The 17,816-nt window shown below is 27.7% G+C and carries 13 protein-coding genes, 4 pseudogenes and 1 riboswitch; of the genes and pseudogenes, 6 read left to right on the top strand and 11 right to left on the bottom strand.

Annotation, left to right across the window (positions count from 1 at the left end; genetic code table 11):
• Window positions 1–15 precede the first annotated feature (15 nt).
• Both ACJDTP_RS08445 and ACJDTP_RS08440 read right to left on the bottom strand, forming a co-directional pair.
• Complete coding sequence (locus tag ACJDTP_RS08445; protein ID WP_406760963.1) at window positions 16–1,020, bottom strand: PocR ligand-binding domain-containing protein; 1,005 nt, start codon at window positions 1,018–1,020, stop codon at window positions 16–18.
• A gap of 372 nt (window positions 1,021–1,392) precedes the next feature.
• Complete coding sequence (locus ACJDTP_RS08440; RefSeq protein WP_274596968.1) at window positions 1,393–1,518, bottom strand: hypothetical protein; 126 nt, start codon at window positions 1,516–1,518, stop codon at window positions 1,393–1,395.
• A 533-nt stretch (window positions 1,519–2,051) separates the two neighbouring features.
• Between ACJDTP_RS08440 and cooS the strand changes: the two are divergent.
• Window positions 2,052–3,110: pseudogene (cooS, locus tag ACJDTP_RS08435) on the top strand (anaerobic carbon-monoxide dehydrogenase catalytic subunit); the annotation flags it as partial.
• A gap of 441 nt (window positions 3,111–3,551) precedes the next feature.
• Here the strand turns inward: cooS and ACJDTP_RS08430 are convergent.
• The 4 genes and pseudogenes from ACJDTP_RS08430 to ACJDTP_RS08415 form a co-directional block, all read right to left on the bottom strand.
• Entirely contained in the window at window positions 3,552–4,595 is a 1,044-nt protein-coding gene (locus tag ACJDTP_RS08430) for a galactose ABC transporter substrate-binding protein (RefSeq protein ID WP_008424013.1), read from the bottom strand.
• Window positions 4,596–5,013: 418 nt separating this feature from the next.
• Window positions 5,014–6,955 (bottom strand): annotated as a pseudogene (locus ACJDTP_RS08425) (methyl-accepting chemotaxis protein).
• 65 nt (window positions 6,956–7,020) lie between these two features.
• On the bottom strand, window positions 7,021–8,232 hold the full coding sequence (locus ACJDTP_RS08420) for an EAL and HDOD domain-containing protein (protein WP_008424010.1): 1,212 nt from the start codon (window positions 8,230–8,232) through the stop codon (window positions 7,021–7,023).
• 132 nt (window positions 8,233–8,364) lie between these two features.
• Window positions 8,365–8,446, bottom strand: a riboswitch (cyclic di-GMP riboswitch).
• A 306-nt stretch (window positions 8,447–8,752) separates the two neighbouring features.
• Window positions 8,753–8,923, bottom strand: a complete 171-nt coding sequence (locus ACJDTP_RS08415) for an aspartyl-phosphate phosphatase Spo0E family protein (protein ID WP_008424009.1) — start codon at window positions 8,921–8,923, stop codon at window positions 8,753–8,755.
• A gap of 1,349 nt (window positions 8,924–10,272) precedes the next feature.
• Here ACJDTP_RS08415 and ACJDTP_RS08410 point away from each other — a divergent pair.
• A complete protein-coding gene (locus ACJDTP_RS08410; protein ID WP_406760919.1) occupies window positions 10,273–11,325 on the top strand; it encodes a galactose ABC transporter substrate-binding protein in 1,053 nt (350 codons plus the stop codon).
• A 575-nt stretch (window positions 11,326–11,900) separates the two neighbouring features.
• Here ACJDTP_RS08410 and ACJDTP_RS08405 read toward each other — a convergent pair.
• A complete protein-coding gene (locus ACJDTP_RS08405) occupies window positions 11,901–12,131 on the bottom strand; it encodes a hypothetical protein (RefSeq protein WP_406760918.1) in 231 nt (76 codons plus the stop codon).
• 314 nt (window positions 12,132–12,445) lie between these two features.
• On the opposite strand from ACJDTP_RS08405, the gene ACJDTP_RS08400 reads away from it, so the two are divergent.
• Together ACJDTP_RS08400 and ACJDTP_RS28110 are read left to right on the top strand one after the other, a co-directional pair.
• Complete coding sequence (locus tag ACJDTP_RS08400) at window positions 12,446–12,679, top strand: hypothetical protein (protein WP_008424004.1); 234 nt, start codon at window positions 12,446–12,448, stop codon at window positions 12,677–12,679.
• 165 nt (window positions 12,680–12,844) lie between these two features.
• A pseudogene (locus tag ACJDTP_RS28110) lies at window positions 12,845–12,980 on the top strand (IS30 family transposase); the annotation flags it as partial.
• A 19-nt stretch (window positions 12,981–12,999) separates the two neighbouring features.
• On the opposite strand, the pseudogene ACJDTP_RS08395 reads toward ACJDTP_RS28110, so the two are convergent.
• The 3 genes and pseudogenes from ACJDTP_RS08395 to ACJDTP_RS08385 form a co-directional block, all read right to left on the bottom strand.
• A pseudogene (locus ACJDTP_RS08395) lies at window positions 13,000–13,183 on the bottom strand (hypothetical protein).
• 1,967 nt (window positions 13,184–15,150) lie between these two features.
• Window positions 15,151–15,537 (bottom strand): hypothetical protein, encoded by a 387-nt coding sequence (locus ACJDTP_RS08390; protein ID WP_008424001.1) that lies wholly within the window; start codon window positions 15,535–15,537, stop codon window positions 15,151–15,153.
• A gap of 126 nt (window positions 15,538–15,663) precedes the next feature.
• Window positions 15,664–15,828, bottom strand: coding sequence for a hypothetical protein (locus ACJDTP_RS08385; protein WP_008423999.1), 165 nt, complete (start codon window positions 15,826–15,828; stop codon window positions 15,664–15,666).
• A gap of 395 nt (window positions 15,829–16,223) precedes the next feature.
• Here ACJDTP_RS08385 and ACJDTP_RS08380 point away from each other — a divergent pair, with 395 nt between their 5' ends.
• Window positions 16,224–16,400 carry a hypothetical protein gene (locus tag ACJDTP_RS08380; protein WP_008423995.1) on the top strand — a complete coding sequence of 59 codons (177 nt, stop codon included), beginning with the start codon at window positions 16,224–16,226 and terminating at the stop codon, window positions 16,398–16,400.
• A gap of 671 nt (window positions 16,401–17,071) precedes the next feature.
• A complete protein-coding gene (locus ACJDTP_RS08375) occupies window positions 17,072–17,443 on the top strand; it encodes a hypothetical protein (RefSeq protein WP_008423993.1) in 372 nt (123 codons plus the stop codon).
• Window positions 17,444–17,585: 142 nt separating this feature from the next.
• Here ACJDTP_RS08375 and ACJDTP_RS08370 read toward each other — a convergent pair.
• Window positions 17,586–17,816: peptidoglycan-binding domain-containing protein (locus tag ACJDTP_RS08370; protein WP_406760917.1), on the bottom strand; the 231-nt coding region annotated here is incomplete at its 5' end.

Genomic DNA, 17,816 nt, shown 5'->3' with positions numbered 1-17,816 from the left:
TCCATATTTGAGGATTTACTGCGACTTAGCTAGTTTATCTAATTCTATAGTAAAACTTGTTACTTCCTCAACACTAGCATTTGTTTCTTCTATTGCAGCTGATTGTTGCTCCGTTATATCTAGTGTAGTATTTGATACCTGCATAGTTTTTTCTACTGATTCCTGTATTTTTTTCACCAACTCAGCAATATTTTTTGATGTTTCTCTAGAATTTCCTGCTAAATTCCTAATTTCCTTTGCAACAACAGAAAACCCTTTTCCCAAATCCCCAACTCTTGCAGCTTCAATTGAAGTATTAAGCCCAAGCATTTTTGTTTGATTAGTTATGTCTTTTATGTAACCCAAAATAACATTTATTTTATTAGAAAGTTCTCGTACCTTTACTATTTCATTATTTAATAAATTTTGATTTTCAGTAACTTCCATTGATGATGCAGCAAGATGCTGAGTTGCAGAAGATATTTGTTCAAAACTCTCTGTAAGGGTTCCAGTTAATTCCGTAATCTTTAACCGTTGATATCCTTCTTGAGATAATGTATTAGCTACCGAAAATAAAACTTCTGCTGCTGACTTAATCTTTTGTTCCTCTACTACCTTCACCTCTTTAGCTGCAGTATAATATTCTTCTTCTTCTAAACCAAGCTCTCTTGCAGTATGTTTAAACTCAGATTCTTTAGGATTATCAAAGAGAATTTGACCACCAAGAATTGTGCCAATAAGAGTTCCTTTAACTATTATTGGTGCTGCAAAATCAATAAGTCCTGAATGACATTTATAAATATAAGGTTTTCCAGTTCTAAATGCTTCCTCTCCAGCACTGGCATGACATTGTGCACATCGATTTTTCCCAATTTGTGTAGATTGAGTAAGATTAGAACATATATTAGTATAACTACTTGGCATTGTAACTGGAGTTCCATTCTTATCTACTGTTATACTCGCAATATTCATGCTTTGTGCAAAATCATCTTGAAACTTTTGAAGAAATTTCAAATCAATAATATCTCTTAATTCTAGCATATTTAAATCGCCATTATATTTTTCCACAAATTTCTCCTCCAAAAAACCGTTTTTTTATATTATACCATAGTAACTATTTACATTCTTCAATTTTTTCAAATTTTAATATATTTATTAAATTATATAATAGATTCATCTCAAATGTGTAATTCACAATTTTATATTTTTAATAAAAAAAGATAGTATTATTATTCTTACCTGATTTTTTTCCTACCTCTTTTTGGGGTACTTAGTAAACTTACTAAATAATAAATATATTTTCTGGCGACAATTAATATTTCTTATACAATCTAAAGCTTTTTGTTTAGTGTTTTGACACTTCTTCTGTACCTCGTTGATGTCCTTGTAAATATCGTTCTTCACTTCCAGCTTCTACATCAGAAAAATCTCATTTATTATATCTTGATTATATGCATTATTATCGTCAAGTATTGTATTAATATCTTCAGCTCCAAGTACATTAGAATTCTCACACCTTCTATAACTTCTGTTACCCATTTTTTTCTTCAGTAATTTAATTATAATGTTAGTAAATAAGCTCCCTATAATTTCATAATATGTATTAGTTTGAGATTTGATATAAAAGAATAGAGAGAATAAAGATTTCTCTTTATTCTCTCTATTCTTAAATAAGAACTCAAAATGTGATTTTTATTAATTGCTTTAATTTCATTATAACATCCTACAAATAAAAATGCAAAACAAAAATTCATACTATATTTATATAAATTTACTGATAATTTATTTATTAATTGTTTTGTCACAATAATATCTTAGTTATAGTGGGTATATAGGCTCAATAATGTATTTGATTTATTAATAGTAGAATAATGAACATACGCGTTTACTAATAAAAAATAGTAGTTTTAATTACTAAAACGTATTCTTTTATAACTAGGTAAATGGTCAGAAGACAATTAATTAATAATTTTCTATCTTTTGTTCTTTTTCTGAGAATATAAAATATAATAATAGTGGTTGGATATTTTTGTTTCATATATACTTAGCTTAAAGGGATTATGCTTTTTATGGCAAAAGCTTCAGGTGCCAAAGGCCTTAGAATAGTTGGTTCCATAGAAACAGGTCAAGAATTACTTCAAAGATTTGAAATGAATGAAGTTTTTGTAGGTCACATGGGTAATTGGCTTACTATAGAGCCATTACTTGCTACTGGTACTGTTGACGTGTTTGCAATGGAAGAAAATTGTTCACCTCCAGCCATAGATATGTACGCTGAAAAATACCAAGTTACTTTAGTATCTGTAAGTACTATAATTGATTTACCTGGTATTGAACATAAGATTCCTTATGAACCTTCAGAAGTTGATAAAATGGCGGATAAATTAATTGAACTTGCTATTGAAAACTTTAAAAAGAGAAAAGAAAGAAAAATTGAACCATTAGTTCCAAAGAAAACTCAAAAAGCTATAGCTGGTTTTTCAACTGAAGCTGTTTTAGGTGCTCTTGGAAACAAACTTGACCCATTAGTAGATGTAATAGCAGCTGGAAAAATAAAAGGTGTTGTAGCACTTGCTAATTGCTCAACTTTAAGAAATGGCCCTCAAGATTCTATGACTATAAACCTTACAAAAGAACTTATAAAACGAGATATATTAGTAGTTAGTGGCGGATGCGGAAACCATGCTCTTGAAGTAGAGGGTCTATGTACTGTTGAAGCCGCAAATGAAATGGCAGGAGAAGGTTTAAAAGAAGTATGTAATATGCTAAAAATACCTCCAGTATTAAGTTTTGGAACTTGTACTGATACTGGAAGAATTTCAATGCTAGTTACTGCTCTTGCAGATCACTTAGATGTTGATGTATCAGATCTTCCAATAGCCGTTACTGCTCCAGAATGGATGGAACAAAAAGCAACTATAGATGGAATTTTTGCACTAGCTTATGGTACTTATACTCATCTATCTCCTACTCCTTTTATGACTGGCGCTCCTGAATTAGTAGAACTTTTAACAGAAAAAGCAGAAGATGTAACTGGTGGTAAGATAGCCCTAGGTGATAATCCTGTTGAAGTAGCTGAAAATATTGAAGCCCATATTATTGCAAAAAGAAAAGGTATGGGATTAAGCTAATATATTTTGTAAATAAGATTCATTAAATTAATAATTAATCCTCTAAACTAACCATAAGTAGAACTTTCTTTAACTATTTAAAATATTCAAAGAAAGTTCTACTTATTTAGATTTTTGTTATTAAAAATGAGATTACACTCTTATAAATTAGTTTGCGATAAAAATTTAATTTATCATAACATTCTTACATTCTATTTGTAATATCTCGTCCAAATTTATTTGGATGAAGTATTACAAAAGCTTATGCTATTCTAAATAAAAAGATACAGATATATATTTATCTGTATCCTGAAAAAGATTGATAGTGGAATGCTTAGTATAATGGGATAAACTAATTCATTCTTCTCTATTATAATGCTAAACAAAAAAATTATCTACATAATTCAACTAGTAAAATATAACATGATAAGTGCCTATATCAATTATATTAAAATTATTTTATTACCCTATGTACTCCTTATATGGTAATCTCACAGCTTTTCCTGTCTCATCAAATTTATACTGTGTGTCTAAAAGTGGAGGATTACCCTGAAATACATTTAAGCCTATAGTATAAATAGCTTTTGCCATTTCTGAAGGATCTTGAAAAACCGAACCTGCCATACGCCCATTTTTTATCAATTCTTGAGCCTCAGGTGTTGCATCCACTCCTACAACAGCTATCGTTTTCTTTGGATCACCTAAATTGTATCCGTATTTTTGCAATGCCTCAATAGCTCCTATGGCCATCTCATCATTATTTGCAATTATCGCTTCTATTCTATTATCATATTGCAAGAATAAAGCACTAATATTTGTCCTAGCCAGATCTCTCTCCCAGTTACCAATAGTTGATGCAATTTGTGCTATTTGTATTCCTGCTTTTTCAAGAGCTTTAATTGAAAATTCTGTTCTTTCCTGAGCTTCTATGTTATTTTGAGGACCACGCAATATAGCATATTGCAAAACACCATTATTATTAATATCAATGGACGTTCTTTTATTATTCCACAAATTAACAAGAATTTGCCCTTGCAAATTTCCTGCTTCTTTTGCATTTGTGCCAACATAATAAGCTTTTTCATAGGATTTAATTGCTTCAGTTGAAAGAGGTTCACGATTAAAGAAAATGATAGGTATACCTCGTAGTTTAAAACGGTCAATTACTTCTTGAGTAGCTTTTGTATCAACCAAATTAATCAAAAGAATATCTTGAACATTATTTTCTAAATTACTCAGAATTTCATTTTGTATTGCTTGGTTCCCTTTGCTATCATAGAAATTAAACTTAACTTTCCCTTTATTTTGATTTTGAATTTCTTCTAAATTTTGTTTAACCAAGGAAATATACTTATCCTTAAAGTCATATAATACTACATCTACTACTGTTGCATGATTTTGTCTAAATAAGTTTTCCTCACCTTTTACCTCAATACATCTATATTGCATTTCAGATATATTAAATATTAAATATAAAATTACTAATATTCTTCTGAATGTTCTCATCTGAAATCATCTCCTTCATTTTATATAATAGTATTATTCTCATTAAAATTCATAAATATTTATTTCTACAAAATTAGAAAAAGTGTTATCTATATTAATCTTTTTTAGTTAACAAAAAAAGCATAGTGTAATTCTTGCAAATAGTTACACTATACCTTGTGCCTTTCGAATTAATTCCTATGAATTTCCAAATAGTTAAACTTTCTTTAATAAAGATAATGTATATAAGTAAATTTAAAGCTATGTAAAAAAAGAATAACTACCTAGATTATAATAAATCATTGTAAATATTAGCATTAGCTTTACTTAATTATGATACATACTAGTTTAACTTCTTTATAATTATTCTACATCAGTTATGTATCAATACCATTGTGGAGCTTCATTTTATTGTGATTAGAAAACCTTATTATATATATTATCTAACTTTAAAATTATTTATTTGCTTTTCTAATTCTCCTGCTAATAATTGAAGTTCATTTGAATGATTTGTAAGTTCCTCCATTGTTGCTGTTATTTCTTCTGTTGATGCAGTAACTTCCTCTGATGCTGAAGCTGTTTGTTCTGATATTAAAGTGCTTAACCTCATCAACTTTTTTAGTCATCATCTCGATTGATTTTAAAATTTCATCAAATATTTTATGAGCTTCATCTACTGCTGATTCTTGTTCATCAACTATAATTTCAGTAGCCTTAATAGCCTTTACTGCTGTATCTGATTTTTCTTGTATATTAGAAATAATTTTCTTTATTTCCTCTGTTGACGTTTTTGACTGTTCAGCAAGTTTTCTTATTTCATCTGCAACTACTGCAAATCCTTTGCCTGCTTCACCTGCACGTGCAGATTCAATGCTAGCATTTAATGCCAAAAGATTAGTTTGTTCTGTTATATTAGATATCGTTTCTGATATTGCATTTATTTACTTAGTGCTTTCATTCATATCATGAACTATATCATTAACATCATTAGTAGCCATTTTAGTTTTACTTGATTTCTCAGCCAATGTTTCTATCATAGTTAATCCCTTTGAACTTAAATCTCTAGTATTATTTGATATTTGATCCATTTCATTAGAATTAATATTAATTTCATCTAACCTTTTTGATAAGCTCTCCATTTCAGATTCACCCTTTTGGGCATTTTGCACTTGTTCAGTTGCTCCTCCTGATACATCTTCTATTGCTTTTGCCACCTCATTTATAGAAGCTGTTATTTCTTGTGACATACTTGCAAGACTTGTCGACGTTTCTAAGACTATATTTGATGAACTTGAGATACTATTCATAAGCTTAGATATATTTTTTATCATTGCATTAAATGAAGTAGCTAATTCCTTAAATTCATCATTTGTTGATGCAGTTATAGATACTGTTAAATCACCATTAGAAGCCTTAGAAAATACTTCTTTCAACTTTTTAATATTATTAGCTATTCCTTTACTTATGAATAATGATAAAAAGACAGCAACTATTGCAATTACTAGTGTCATTAGTAAAGATGTATTTAATATAGATTTTGTATCATTAGAAAGTTCGCTTTCATCTAATATAGCAACTAATTTCCAACCTGTTAATTGGTTTGTCTGATATACTCCAAACTTTTTTGAACCATCAGACTTATAGCTTACAAATCCACTGTCCTCAGATTTTACTTCCTCCCAAATTTCTAACTTTGCAGCTGCATCTGTATTAATTAACTCTCTTTGCTCATGCGCTAAAATATTGCCTAATCCATCTGCAATAAAAATGTACCCTGAATTCCCTATTTTCTTAGTAGACATTCTTTCTGAAAGTGTTGCTAATGTACAGTCTATTCCTATGACACCTACTACATGACCATCTTTTTCTACTGTTTCTGCAATTCCAACTACACTATTACCAGTTGCAGCATCTACGTAAGGAGGTGTTATTACAACTTGGCCTTTATGCTCTAGTGCAAGTTTATACCATGATCTTGTAGTTGCGTCATAACCTTCAGGCATTTGTACTTCTGGGTATATAGCAAATTTTCCAGAACCAGTTCCATAATAGATATCAAGAATATCCCCATCACTTTCTTTTATACCTTTTAATATATTTATTATAGTTTCATTGTTATTATCAACATCAATATTCATTATTGCCGGATTTTTTGAAGTCATTGAAACTATATTAGAAAATCCGCGAAAATAATCTATTAATCCATCATTTATTTCTGAAAGTGTTTGTTTACTTGTCACTGTTAACTTATTACTAAGTATTGTTTTCGATTGATTATAAGAACCAAATCCCAATATAATTAATGGAATTACACAAATAGAAACCAAACTAATGATTAGTTTAGTACGAATACTATTTATCTTTATTTCTTTTAATTTCATGTTAATCTTCCCCTTATACTTTTAATAAACATTGATTTTTTATTAAATTCAAAATAACTTATTAATTATTGTAGTATCTCATCCGCCCATCTTACTGATTCTAAATAAACTTCTGGAATCTTATTCTCATTTATCTTTATTTCTTTTGCATAAACCAGAACATCTTCCCATTGGCCTTTTTCATAACTAATAGTTAATTTTAATACCTTGTTTAACGGACTATTTTGCTCAATAAGTCCTTCTTTAATTTCATTTGATAAATACAATTCCTTTATAATAATTTCAATTGAGCAATTTAAAATGGCATCCATAACTGAAAATAAACCTACCATATATGCTGAATTAATTTTCTCTTGATATATACTCATATCACAAATAGACTCACACATTTTTGCTCTCTGCAAGGAAACTTTTACCACCTCATCTATATCACTTTCTTTTAAGTCATTTAATAACACAATATAAAGCCATTTTATAATTTCTTTCTTTCCTAAAAGTGTAATAGCATGTTTTATAGTACTTACTTTGTTCTTGATACCATATGCAGACGAATTAATTAATTTAGTAAGTTTATATGATAGTCCTAAATCTTTTATTATCAACGCTTCCAAATGATTAAAATCAAAGTCATCTTTATTTATTAACTTTAGGATTTTTAATCTAGTATCTTTATTAGCTGGAATATTTTGAGTTGATAATATAGTTGGCTTACTAAAATAGTACCCTTGAAAATACGTATATCCAAGCTTTAAGGCCTCATGATATTCTTCTTTATTTTCAACTTTTTCAGCTAAAAACTTTAATTTACTATTTATTCTTAGCAACTCAAAGACCTTTTTTCTCTCTACCCCTTTAGTAATTTTGAAGTCTATTTTTATAATATCAGCTAATTGTACTAATTTAATATATCTAATATCGAATGTAAAATCATCTAATGCTATAATAAACTCTTTTTCCTTTAATCGTTTACATGAACTTATAAATTCTTCACTTGGTTCTATATTTTCTAAAATTTCTATTACAACATACTCACTTGGAAGAATTGTTGCTATTTCTTCCTTTATCAATTCTTCTGTGAAATTAATAAACGCTTTCTTATTATCAATAATGCCTTTAAAATCAAATGCATAAAACGAATTTGCTATAACATTTAGTGTGGCTTCATCTCCATTAGAATTATTGTAAAAATTATTATGTCCATTCCTAAATAAAAGCTCATATGCAACAACTTCATTATTTCTATCAAATATAGGCTGCCTTGCTATAAAAGTGTCCATCTAATTCATCCCTTTCTAAAAGCTAATTAAAAATATAAATACAATTTAATTAATTATAAAAATACTAATAAAATAAAAACCTAATTATATATAAATATAAAAAAAACAATTAAAACTAATTAATATTAATTAGTCTTAATTGGTCGGTTGCACAACTAGCTCCCAATTCTTAAAGTGCCCAGATAAAAGAATTTTTCATAGCTCCAATTATTTAATATATATTTTTGTCATTTTTTTAATATATGTATAATATTATAATTAATTTATCAAAGTGAATTTATCCGCTTATGTAATTTTTAAAATTATAATAACAAATAATATATAAATAAATCCCAAAGTACATTATCCTATCATATAACAATAAAATGATTCATCATCTTTAGGAAAATTCTTACATGGTAACTATAAATATTATGATGGATTGTGCCATCAAGAATGGCTAAAGCATTGTAAAATTCAACTTATAAGACCTGTTTTAATTATTATACAAGGAGAAATTATAAAATTTCTCCTCTTCGTTTTACTTTTCTACTTTACTAATTAATTTGTTGTACTCGTTCAAAATTTCATCCAATTCTTGACTTACTAAAATTACGTCAGGATCTAATAGATTTGATTTTTCATTGATCAGGTCCTGTAATAATTTTCTCATCATATTAATTTTATTGTTTATGTTCTCCATTTCTTTCATAATATCCCTCCTTTCGTCATCCAATTATAACAATTAAGGAAAATTATGTATCAAATATAAAAATATTTGTTTAATATGTACAAAAAGAGCCCTCGCAATTTTAAGGGGCCCTTATAGAATCCTTTATATATTTAAATCAACTCATTGTGCTAGTTAAATTTATCAGTATTATTTACAAATAGAAAAGCTCTAACATACTAATAAGTGTAAAAAGTTATCTTTTATTAGAACGGGTTAAATTAATAAAACTTTACAAAACATGTGTTGTAATAATTATTAAAATCAATAGGCTTTAACAAAACTAATATGTTAAAAATCTGTTAATGTGTGATAATAAAAATATTATATTTAGACAAGAAAGGATTTGATTATATATTAGAAATAAAAAAATAGCAACAAGCAAAATTTTTCTTGCCTGCTGCTGTTAATATATATTAAAATACTTACGTTTATAGTTTATCATTACATTACAATTAAGTAAATAACAATTTGAAATGCAACCAAATTAATGATTGCATTTTTATATTTATGCTTTAGGGTTTATGGTATACAAGCATATATCTATTTTATCATAAAATCAAATGCAATAACAAGTAATGATTACTCTATTTAATGTTAACATTCAACTTTTTCAATATAGTCAATGTACTTGTTATACTCATTTTTAAACTAGAGCTAAGTTAATAATTGGGACACATTTTTATAAAATCCTTTTTCACTCCCTGCTTCAACTCCACTGCAATATCCTTTGTTGTATCCTTGATCATAAATATTTCAATGCATCTGCTACAGCTTAATTCTTGCTTTTACCTTGTAACATTTTTCTTAATATATAATATATTAACTAATCTATACGGTAACAATTTTTCAATATCATAGTAGTCTTTTTGATTTGAATTAGCAAAAATATTATACTCCCTTTAAGTTTTTTATTATAATAACAGTAGTCAAAAACTCCCTGACTACTGTTATTATAATATATGCCAATTAATGAAAAAGTAATAAGGGAAATAAAGACTACTCTTCACTCCCCTTATACTATGAACACCCAACTTACTTTTTTTATTAATTACCTTAATTACATTATAACATATTTTAACAAAAGCTGAAGCATTTTTACATTAAATTTATATGTATTTATATTTGTCACACTTTCTTTAAATCGTAGTACATTGGTTATATAGTAATATTTCCTAAAAGATTAGTAATCTCACGGAATTGGCATATTATCAATTTATAAAAAGCTGTAATTAGAATGAATCTAATTACAGCTTTTACTTTTTCATGACTGGTATTAAGGAATGTTATTCATTTTTAATGCCATACTAAATATGAAAGGTGGCTTTGAAATGAAAATATTCAAAACTCTATTCTTATTTTTTATTATAATTATAGTAACTACCATGTCACTATATTATCCTAAAATGCATGCTAATTCACAAGTTGTTCCACAAAAACAAATTAAAACAGCTGTATTATTATTTAGTTTTGATGATCCTTATATTTCTTTAGTCCGTAAAGGGTTAGAAGAAATTCAAAATAAAAACAACAATAGTATCAACTTTACATTTTATGATGGCAAAAGAAATCAGAGCATACAAAATACTCTTTTAGATTCGGCTCTTCAAAATGATTATGATCTTTTACTAATAAACTTAGTAGATTTAGATCAGAATACAGTCGAATCAGTTATCTACAAAGCAAAACAAAAAAATATTCCAATAATCTTATTTAATACAGTGCCATTTGAAACAGCTCCTATTAAATCTTATAATAAAGCACTAGTTATATCTACTGATGCTGTTCAATCAGGCATTTTACAAGGTGATCTCATTACAAATGAATGGAATTCAAACAAAAACAATATTGATAGAAATGGCGATAATACATTACAATATATCATGCTAAAGGGTCCAAACAATATCACAGTAACAAATGCAAGAAGTTTGTATTCTATTTCAACCATTAATAAATCTGGAATAAAAACTCAAGAAATTCTATCCAAGACTTGTAATTGGGACGAGAAATGTGCAGAAGACTCCATTAGACTACTATTTTTAACCTATGGAAAAAATATAGAAGCGATAATTTCAAATAATGATGCTATGGCCATAGGAGCTATTAATGCATTGCAATCATATGGTTACAATAAAGGAGATAAATCAAAATATATTCCGGTTTTCGGAATTGACGGAATTCCAAAAGCTATAGATTTAATTAATAGCGGAATTATGTCTGGTACTGTATTACAAGATCCAAATCAAACAGCTGAATCCCTTTATGTTGTAGGAATGAATTTGGCTAATAATTTACCCCCACTTCAAGGTACAAATTATAAATTTGACGAAACTGGAGTTACAATTAATATGCCTTATCATGAATATAAACAAATAAAGCCGTAGTTAGTTACCTATAACTAATGTTTCTTATTTATATACTTTAATCTTAATTATATATAAACTAAATTTTATCTTTAGAAGAAAATCATAGCATTAAATAATTGGAATGAATTTAGTTAACAATTTAAGTCTTACAGAAAACACAAATTATAATGTTATTGATTGAGAAATTATAGTTCCGTTCCCTTATGAGGAATATATAAAAATTAAGTCGTTTTAATATAATTGTGATGAGATTCTTTGATCTCTAAAAAAATGCTTCAATGCAATAAGTTAATTCAAGTATTTCGTTAACATTTTCTCAATACCACAATATATCAAAGTGATATAAGAATTTATATCATTGTATAATCCTCCATGCCTTAAAAAGCAAGCAGTAGTTGGATTATTCCTAGCTACTGCTTTTTTCATATATAACTTATGTTTATATGGATCTGTAGAAGACTGATTTTTTGCCTTTCTAAAAACTTCTTTATACAGTTTTGTCTACATTCTTTTTCCTCTTCCAGCTTTTCTTGAATTTCCTTTGGCGTAGCAGTTGATCAATAAAAAGAACCCTATTTCTAGAGTTCTAATCCTTATTCTTTTAGCAATCGCGTTGCAATCCTATCAAGTTCATGTTTGAAATACTTATTGAATTTTTCCTGAATTGATATTATTGGAACTCCTTTTTCTTCTAGATATTCTATCGCAATTCTATTTTTTGCATTTTGTTCTGCTAATAATGTTACAATAGCGGATATGGCATAATTAGAATCCGCTTCATTATAATCCTTTGTATATCTTACAAGTAAATCTTCATTTATCATAACCACCTCCTTTTATACAACTAATTATACAAAAAGAGCGAATTTCCTTCTAAACATTACAAATATGTTATCTGTTCAAATCTCTTTATAGTTAACAACTTTGTGATTGTAGTTATTGTTTCTATTGATTAAATCATTTTAATATTTATCTTTCAATTACATGTAATTTAATTATCTCATTATTTATAGTCCCTATTTTTGATCTCTTTATTTGGGCATTTTTATTTTCTTAATATTTTTAACTGTACTCATATCATCATTCTAATTATCATAGTATCTATTAATTAATATTATTTTGTTAGGATGGTGTAATAATGTCATCTATGGATAATATAGATTCAGAAGATTTATTAGTTCTAATTGACTCACTCTCTACTTCACTTTCAAAAAATAAAACTACTGATGAAATTAATTTACTTGGAAAATTCTTTTTGGATGTAGGACGCTCATTGTTAGCAATTGCTTCTAAAAAAAATAATTTATCTTCAACAGAAAATGCATCAACTTCATCCGAATCTATACCCAAAAATGATTCTAACTCTAATTGATTAGTTATGAACTCTTCTCATTAAGATCTTATTTTTTGTTATATTTCTTTTACTAGTTGCAAAATGAACTTGAACCAATAAAAAATCCATAGTGATTATTCTTTGTTATGACTTAATCGCAAAACCAAAACAAACACGGAAAATAATCACTATGAACTACAAAAAAATAACACAAAATCGCGTAAGAATAAACATTTAAATTTTGAAGAACATATGATTATCGAGCTTCGCCTAAAGGATGAATTTTATGCATATAATATATCAAAAGAGCTAAATCGTTCAATAAAATACTATTCTAAATTAAATACGACGTGGAACTACTACTCAAAACTAAAATTATTCACAACCTCAGTATTTTTTTCTAGATAATTATCAACCACCTTGATGAATTCCATCGCAAATACATTTCAAGCTGCACTCCTGGCATTTATCTAATATCCCTTACTAGAACAAATAAAGTTTCAATTTATCCTTAAAAATGGGATTTCTAATTAGTAAAGCTATTTGCTTTTTATCAAAAACCTCTCCTTATTCAGCATTAATTTTAATTTCATTATTAACCATATCACAACACAATCCATAATTTATTTGGGTTTAATAAAAATTATGCGATGCTATTATTGATATATGTTTTGTGCTATGACATAACATTAAAATTATGATTAAATTCGTATAACAACTCTCTTAACCTGCATTTTATAAGCAAATTCTTATATTCTTAAGTTCTAAAATTCTGCAGAATATATATTCTAAAATTCCTAAATTCTAAAATTTTTAAGAACCTTAGAATCTATATATCTCTTAGGATGATACATAAGAATACTACTAAAGGATGGTAATAATTTATGGCTAGAAAAAGAACATAAAAGTTTCCTAAAAATTATTTTGAATATGATGAAGGTGAAGCATATAAGTTACTTATTTAGCTAAGCGAAACTAAATATTATTTGAAAATGTGTTTATTGATGGTACTAAAATCGAAGTAAATTCTAATCGCTATACATTTGTTTTGAAGAAAGCTATCTTAAAAAATGAAGCGAAAATTTTTTATAAGATTCTTACTCTTCTTAAAAGTATCAACCTTGAAGAATTAAAAGAGTTTACTGTAAAAAAGGAGTTAAGATGGACAGAATAAAGCCTTTTATAGTTATGATGTGTTTTTAAATTTAGCTATCGCTTCATTCAGTCCATCTTTTGTAATCCAATAACGTCGCTTTGCTCCTAAGGAATAGAAGTTCAAGCTATTTTATATATTTTGTTATTTTTAGAACCTATATGTCACGATAGTATATTCTAAGCATTTGTAAAATCTATATATCTTGAACTTCTCATTAATTGTTGTAGCCTGCGGCAGCAAGGAATAAATATATTGGAGCACTACATGCTCCTTGTGGCTGCGCCACTCTATTAGTTTAGTTTAATTTCTACGTACTCAATTTAAATTATCTTTATATACAACTAACTAATTTATAATATCTTATATTTTATTTATAGTGTTATATTGTAGTTATTATTTATATACCTATATACGTATTTTCTAAAGGACAATCTTATTTTCTTAAGAGCTCCTTGGGTGCCGCAATCCACCACCCCAAAATGGACAGGTCATACAGCTACAGTCTTCTAACATTGTAAAAGTCTCCTCCTCACTCGGAGCCTTTTACAAAGTAAGAATCTGTATGCATTAGACTAATCCATTGTTTGGGTTCCCGGTGGGGCACTTCGGGATGGAGATTTTCATGAATAAATTATAATTAAGTAACTATGCGATTAAATTCTTTCTTTAAAATATGTATAAGCATACTAATCCATCCCTCTGACTGGAATTTTTGTTTATGATTCTTTTTTAAGTTGATTATAAATTATTGTTTCTGGTATAGAAAAATATAAAGATAAGGTTTAGTTGGTCAGACAAGCTGACAAGAATTTTGGGGGCTTAGACATGCCATCACAATTATATAAGAAAGTATTAGTAATGTGACGGCTTGCCTATCTTGTACAGGCTTAGGCTTATTACTATTATGTTAGATTATATGGTTTTTCCGTTCTAAAAATCCAATCACTAAAAATAATAAATTATATCACAGGGAAATTATTTTTAATGATACGATTTTCAGAGCTGTTATCTATCTTTGATTATGTAGAGGTATTAAAAAGCCAGTACAAGACCGCCCCCATTAGAAACTATAGATAAGTTATTAACTGTATTTTTTCATAAGTTAGGGTATATTTATTTAAAATCCTTGTCAAGATACGCTTCGCTTTTGATCTTGACAATAATTTTAAATAAATATGTGTGGTCATTATGAAAAAACCTATGAGATATTATGCTGCTCGGTTGGACATGCTATTTTAAAGTGTTTCGCGATATATTAATAAGGCTTGTACTATTTTCTTTAATTATAGGTTCCTGGCGCTAATGCTTGTCCTTATTACTGCTTTATTTATAGGGGATTTCTCCCCTTATGTATTTAGTATGGCAATTCCTCACATGACAGGCTTTCTAATATATTTTCATGTTTTGCACCTATTTGATTATTATATTCTTCCCTGGCTTTCTCTAAAATATCATTTCTTTCAGCTTCATAATCTACAAAACTGCTACCCTCAATTCTGCCTCTAAATGACTTCCAAAATTCATAATCATCATTGGTAATACTGAATATTCCTTTTCTTCCTATGTTCTTGTTATAGCTTAATTTCACCCCATAAAGACTTAAAGGAGCGCCATTATACTCAATAATTATTGACCCATCCTTTAGCCTATAAGCTGTTTCAGAAAATCTGAACTTGTCATGTTCACTTAAATACCTGTACTCTGCTATTAATGTTTTTGATTCATATTTTCTCTTTTCCACTTTTATGGCCACCTTTTCTTTTTAATTCCTCTCCTCCCATATTTTTATTATGCCCACTTATAAAAATTTTAGACATTTTTTATGTACAAAAAAAGCACCTTTTAAGGCACTTTTACTATTTATAATTTATTCTCCAATACATAATTTCATATACCCTCTTATTGCCTTACTAACGTCTTTCCCATTCCTATGACAATATGCTTCAAAGTCTTCATACAACTTAATTTCACATTCTACATGGAGCTGCTTTGTAGGTGGTTTTGCTTTTTTAATTTTCTTTTTATTTTCCAATGTTCTTCCACTCCTTCCATATCAAATAGTCTATCCACCAATCAAAATTCTTATACTTATATTCCTTTAAAAAATATACAAATAAGTACAAGTAATTGCGAATATTTGTTCTCATAATTGGCAATAATTATAATATCAATTTAAGAAAGGATTTTACATATATATGAGATACTTTTCATTTACAAAATGGCTTACTACTAAAGAAGCTTTTAATTCATATAGTCACTATAAATCATGGCTTTCTATTTTTTCAAAAGAAGAGTCTAAAAAGACTGATTTATATTATCACGAAAAATACCAATATTTTTTAAATTACTTGCAGACTGAATGGGATTAGCAGCATATGCTTTCCCCATCTCCTATATGAAAATACATACAGGAAAGGATTTGATTGAATGACATTTACAACATGGCTTGTGAAAGAAAAAGGCTTTGTATCAAAAGCACAATTTGATTCACTTGTAAAAAAACTTCCTTATGAAAGTCGAAGAAAATTAATTCTATACTATAAAATTGAATATAAATATTACCTTGACACAAGACCAATGCAGCTTGAACTTGAAATAAAATAATCCTGAAGAGGTCCTCTTCAGGATTATTTCGTTTACTTTTAATATTCCACAAACTACAGAATCAATTGCCGAAATTATAGGACAAGCCTCTGGTGTTTTTTTGGCAAGTACTTAAGCTCCATAGAAAATAAATATTGTACAGGGGTGAGCATAGCGAATTTCCCCTTTACAATATTTATTTTCTATTGGTATAATTGCTCTCCCAAAAAACATTATTTTAGATAAGCTCTATCAAAAAACTAAAAAATCAAATATTTCTTTATTTATCAAATACTTATCTCTTATAATTTTCTTTAGTAATAGGGCTTATCTAAAATTTCCGTATTGGTACTTCCATATACCATAAATTATCTAACTCTATAAATAAAAAAGAATGATCTACTAGGGTGTAATAGATCATTCTCAATACTGGTTAATATTTATTTAATAAGGGGTAAATAATGTTTAACTACTTTATACTTTTATAATACTGTGGATTTGTGACAGTATTATGACAAAATAAAATTTATATTATCTGCTGCATTTAATAGTATTGTGCATAAAAACATCACCAATTTATTCTAAATAAAGCGACAATCATAAAATATTATTTCATATTAATTAATTATAGTTTTAATAATTCAGCTACACATAAGGTGTATATTTTCATAAAAATAACAAAATAATAATTAATGGAGGTAAATGTTATTAAAATAAAGAAGTTATTGATAATATTTTTAATATATATATTCACCTTTACTATAATTACAGAAATACAGCCATCTCCAATTGCTGAAGTTTCAGAACAACAAATATTCCCTATTTCAACTACTTATAAACAAGGCATCTATTCACTTTCTTTGTTCGATGGATATAAGGTCACCGCTAAACTTATAACTCCAAATACCACTGCTACTTTAATAACAGTTGATAGTAACGGTAAACTTATACAATTTATACACTTAGATGATACAGATGAAATTGTAAAACTAGGTACTCTTCATGAGGGAGATACTGGGATAGTGCTTGGCAATGGAGAAGTATCTATTTCTCCTTCTAAATAAAATCTTAATGTAGTGGTTGTACTCAATCTATTCACTACATTAAGGTTATCCTTTTAAAATTTCTCACATGATTAACTTATAATATCTACAATTTGCTCAATTTTAGAATTACGTAATAAAATATTTCTTTATCTTGATTTATTCAATAATAAAATTTTGGAATTCCTCTTTTATTACCCAATCCTGGTATAATTGGCGGTATAAACTCATTTAGCCTCTCCAATCTACTTGATTCAGTAGTAGTAAGTTCTGCAATTCTTGTTACTCCAACATAAACATCTGATATCTTATACCATGTTGCATAATCAACTACTCCTGTTTGTGGTAATCCAAATATTTGTTGGAATGTCTTTACTGCCTCTGCAGTCTTTGG

This window comes from Candidatus Clostridium helianthi, assembly GCF_045310795.1.
In the GTDB taxonomy this organism is placed as follows: Bacteria; Bacillota; Clostridia; order Clostridiales; family Clostridiaceae; genus Clostridium; species Clostridium helianthi.
This window is presented reverse-complemented; position numbering and strand designations above follow the sequence as displayed.

Coding starts and splice junctions, on each gene's coding strand:
- ACJDTP_RS08380 (WP_008423995.1), top strand. CDS start 16,224: ATGACATTTACAACATGGCTTGTGAAAGAAAAAGGCTTTGTATCAAAA.
- ACJDTP_RS08420 (WP_008424010.1), bottom strand. CDS start 8,232: ATGGACACTTTTATAGCAAGGCAGCCTATATTTGATAGAAATAATGAA.
- ACJDTP_RS08410 (WP_406760919.1), top strand. CDS start 10,273: ATGAAAATATTCAAAACTCTATTCTTATTTTTTATTATAATTATAGTA.
- ACJDTP_RS08440 (WP_274596968.1), bottom strand. CDS start 1,518: ATGGGTAACAGAAGTTATAGAAGGTGTGAGAATTCTAATGTACTTGGA.
- ACJDTP_RS08430 (WP_008424013.1), bottom strand. CDS start 4,595: ATGAGAACATTCAGAAGAATATTAGTAATTTTATATTTAATATTTAAT.
- ACJDTP_RS08400 (WP_008424004.1), top strand. CDS start 12,446: ATGTCATCTATGGATAATATAGATTCAGAAGATTTATTAGTTCTAATT.
- ACJDTP_RS08445 (WP_406760963.1), bottom strand. CDS start 1,020: ATGCTAGAATTAAGAGATATTATTGATTTGAAATTTCTTCAAAAGTTT.
- ACJDTP_RS08415 (WP_008424009.1), bottom strand. CDS start 8,923: ATGAAAGAAATGGAGAACATAAACAATAAAATTAATATGATGAGAAAA.
- ACJDTP_RS08405 (WP_406760918.1), bottom strand. CDS start 12,131: ATGATAAATGAAGATTTACTTGTAAGATATACAAAGGATTATAATGAA.
- ACJDTP_RS08375 (WP_008423993.1), top strand. CDS start 17,072: ATGGAGGTAAATGTTATTAAAATAAAGAAGTTATTGATAATATTTTTA.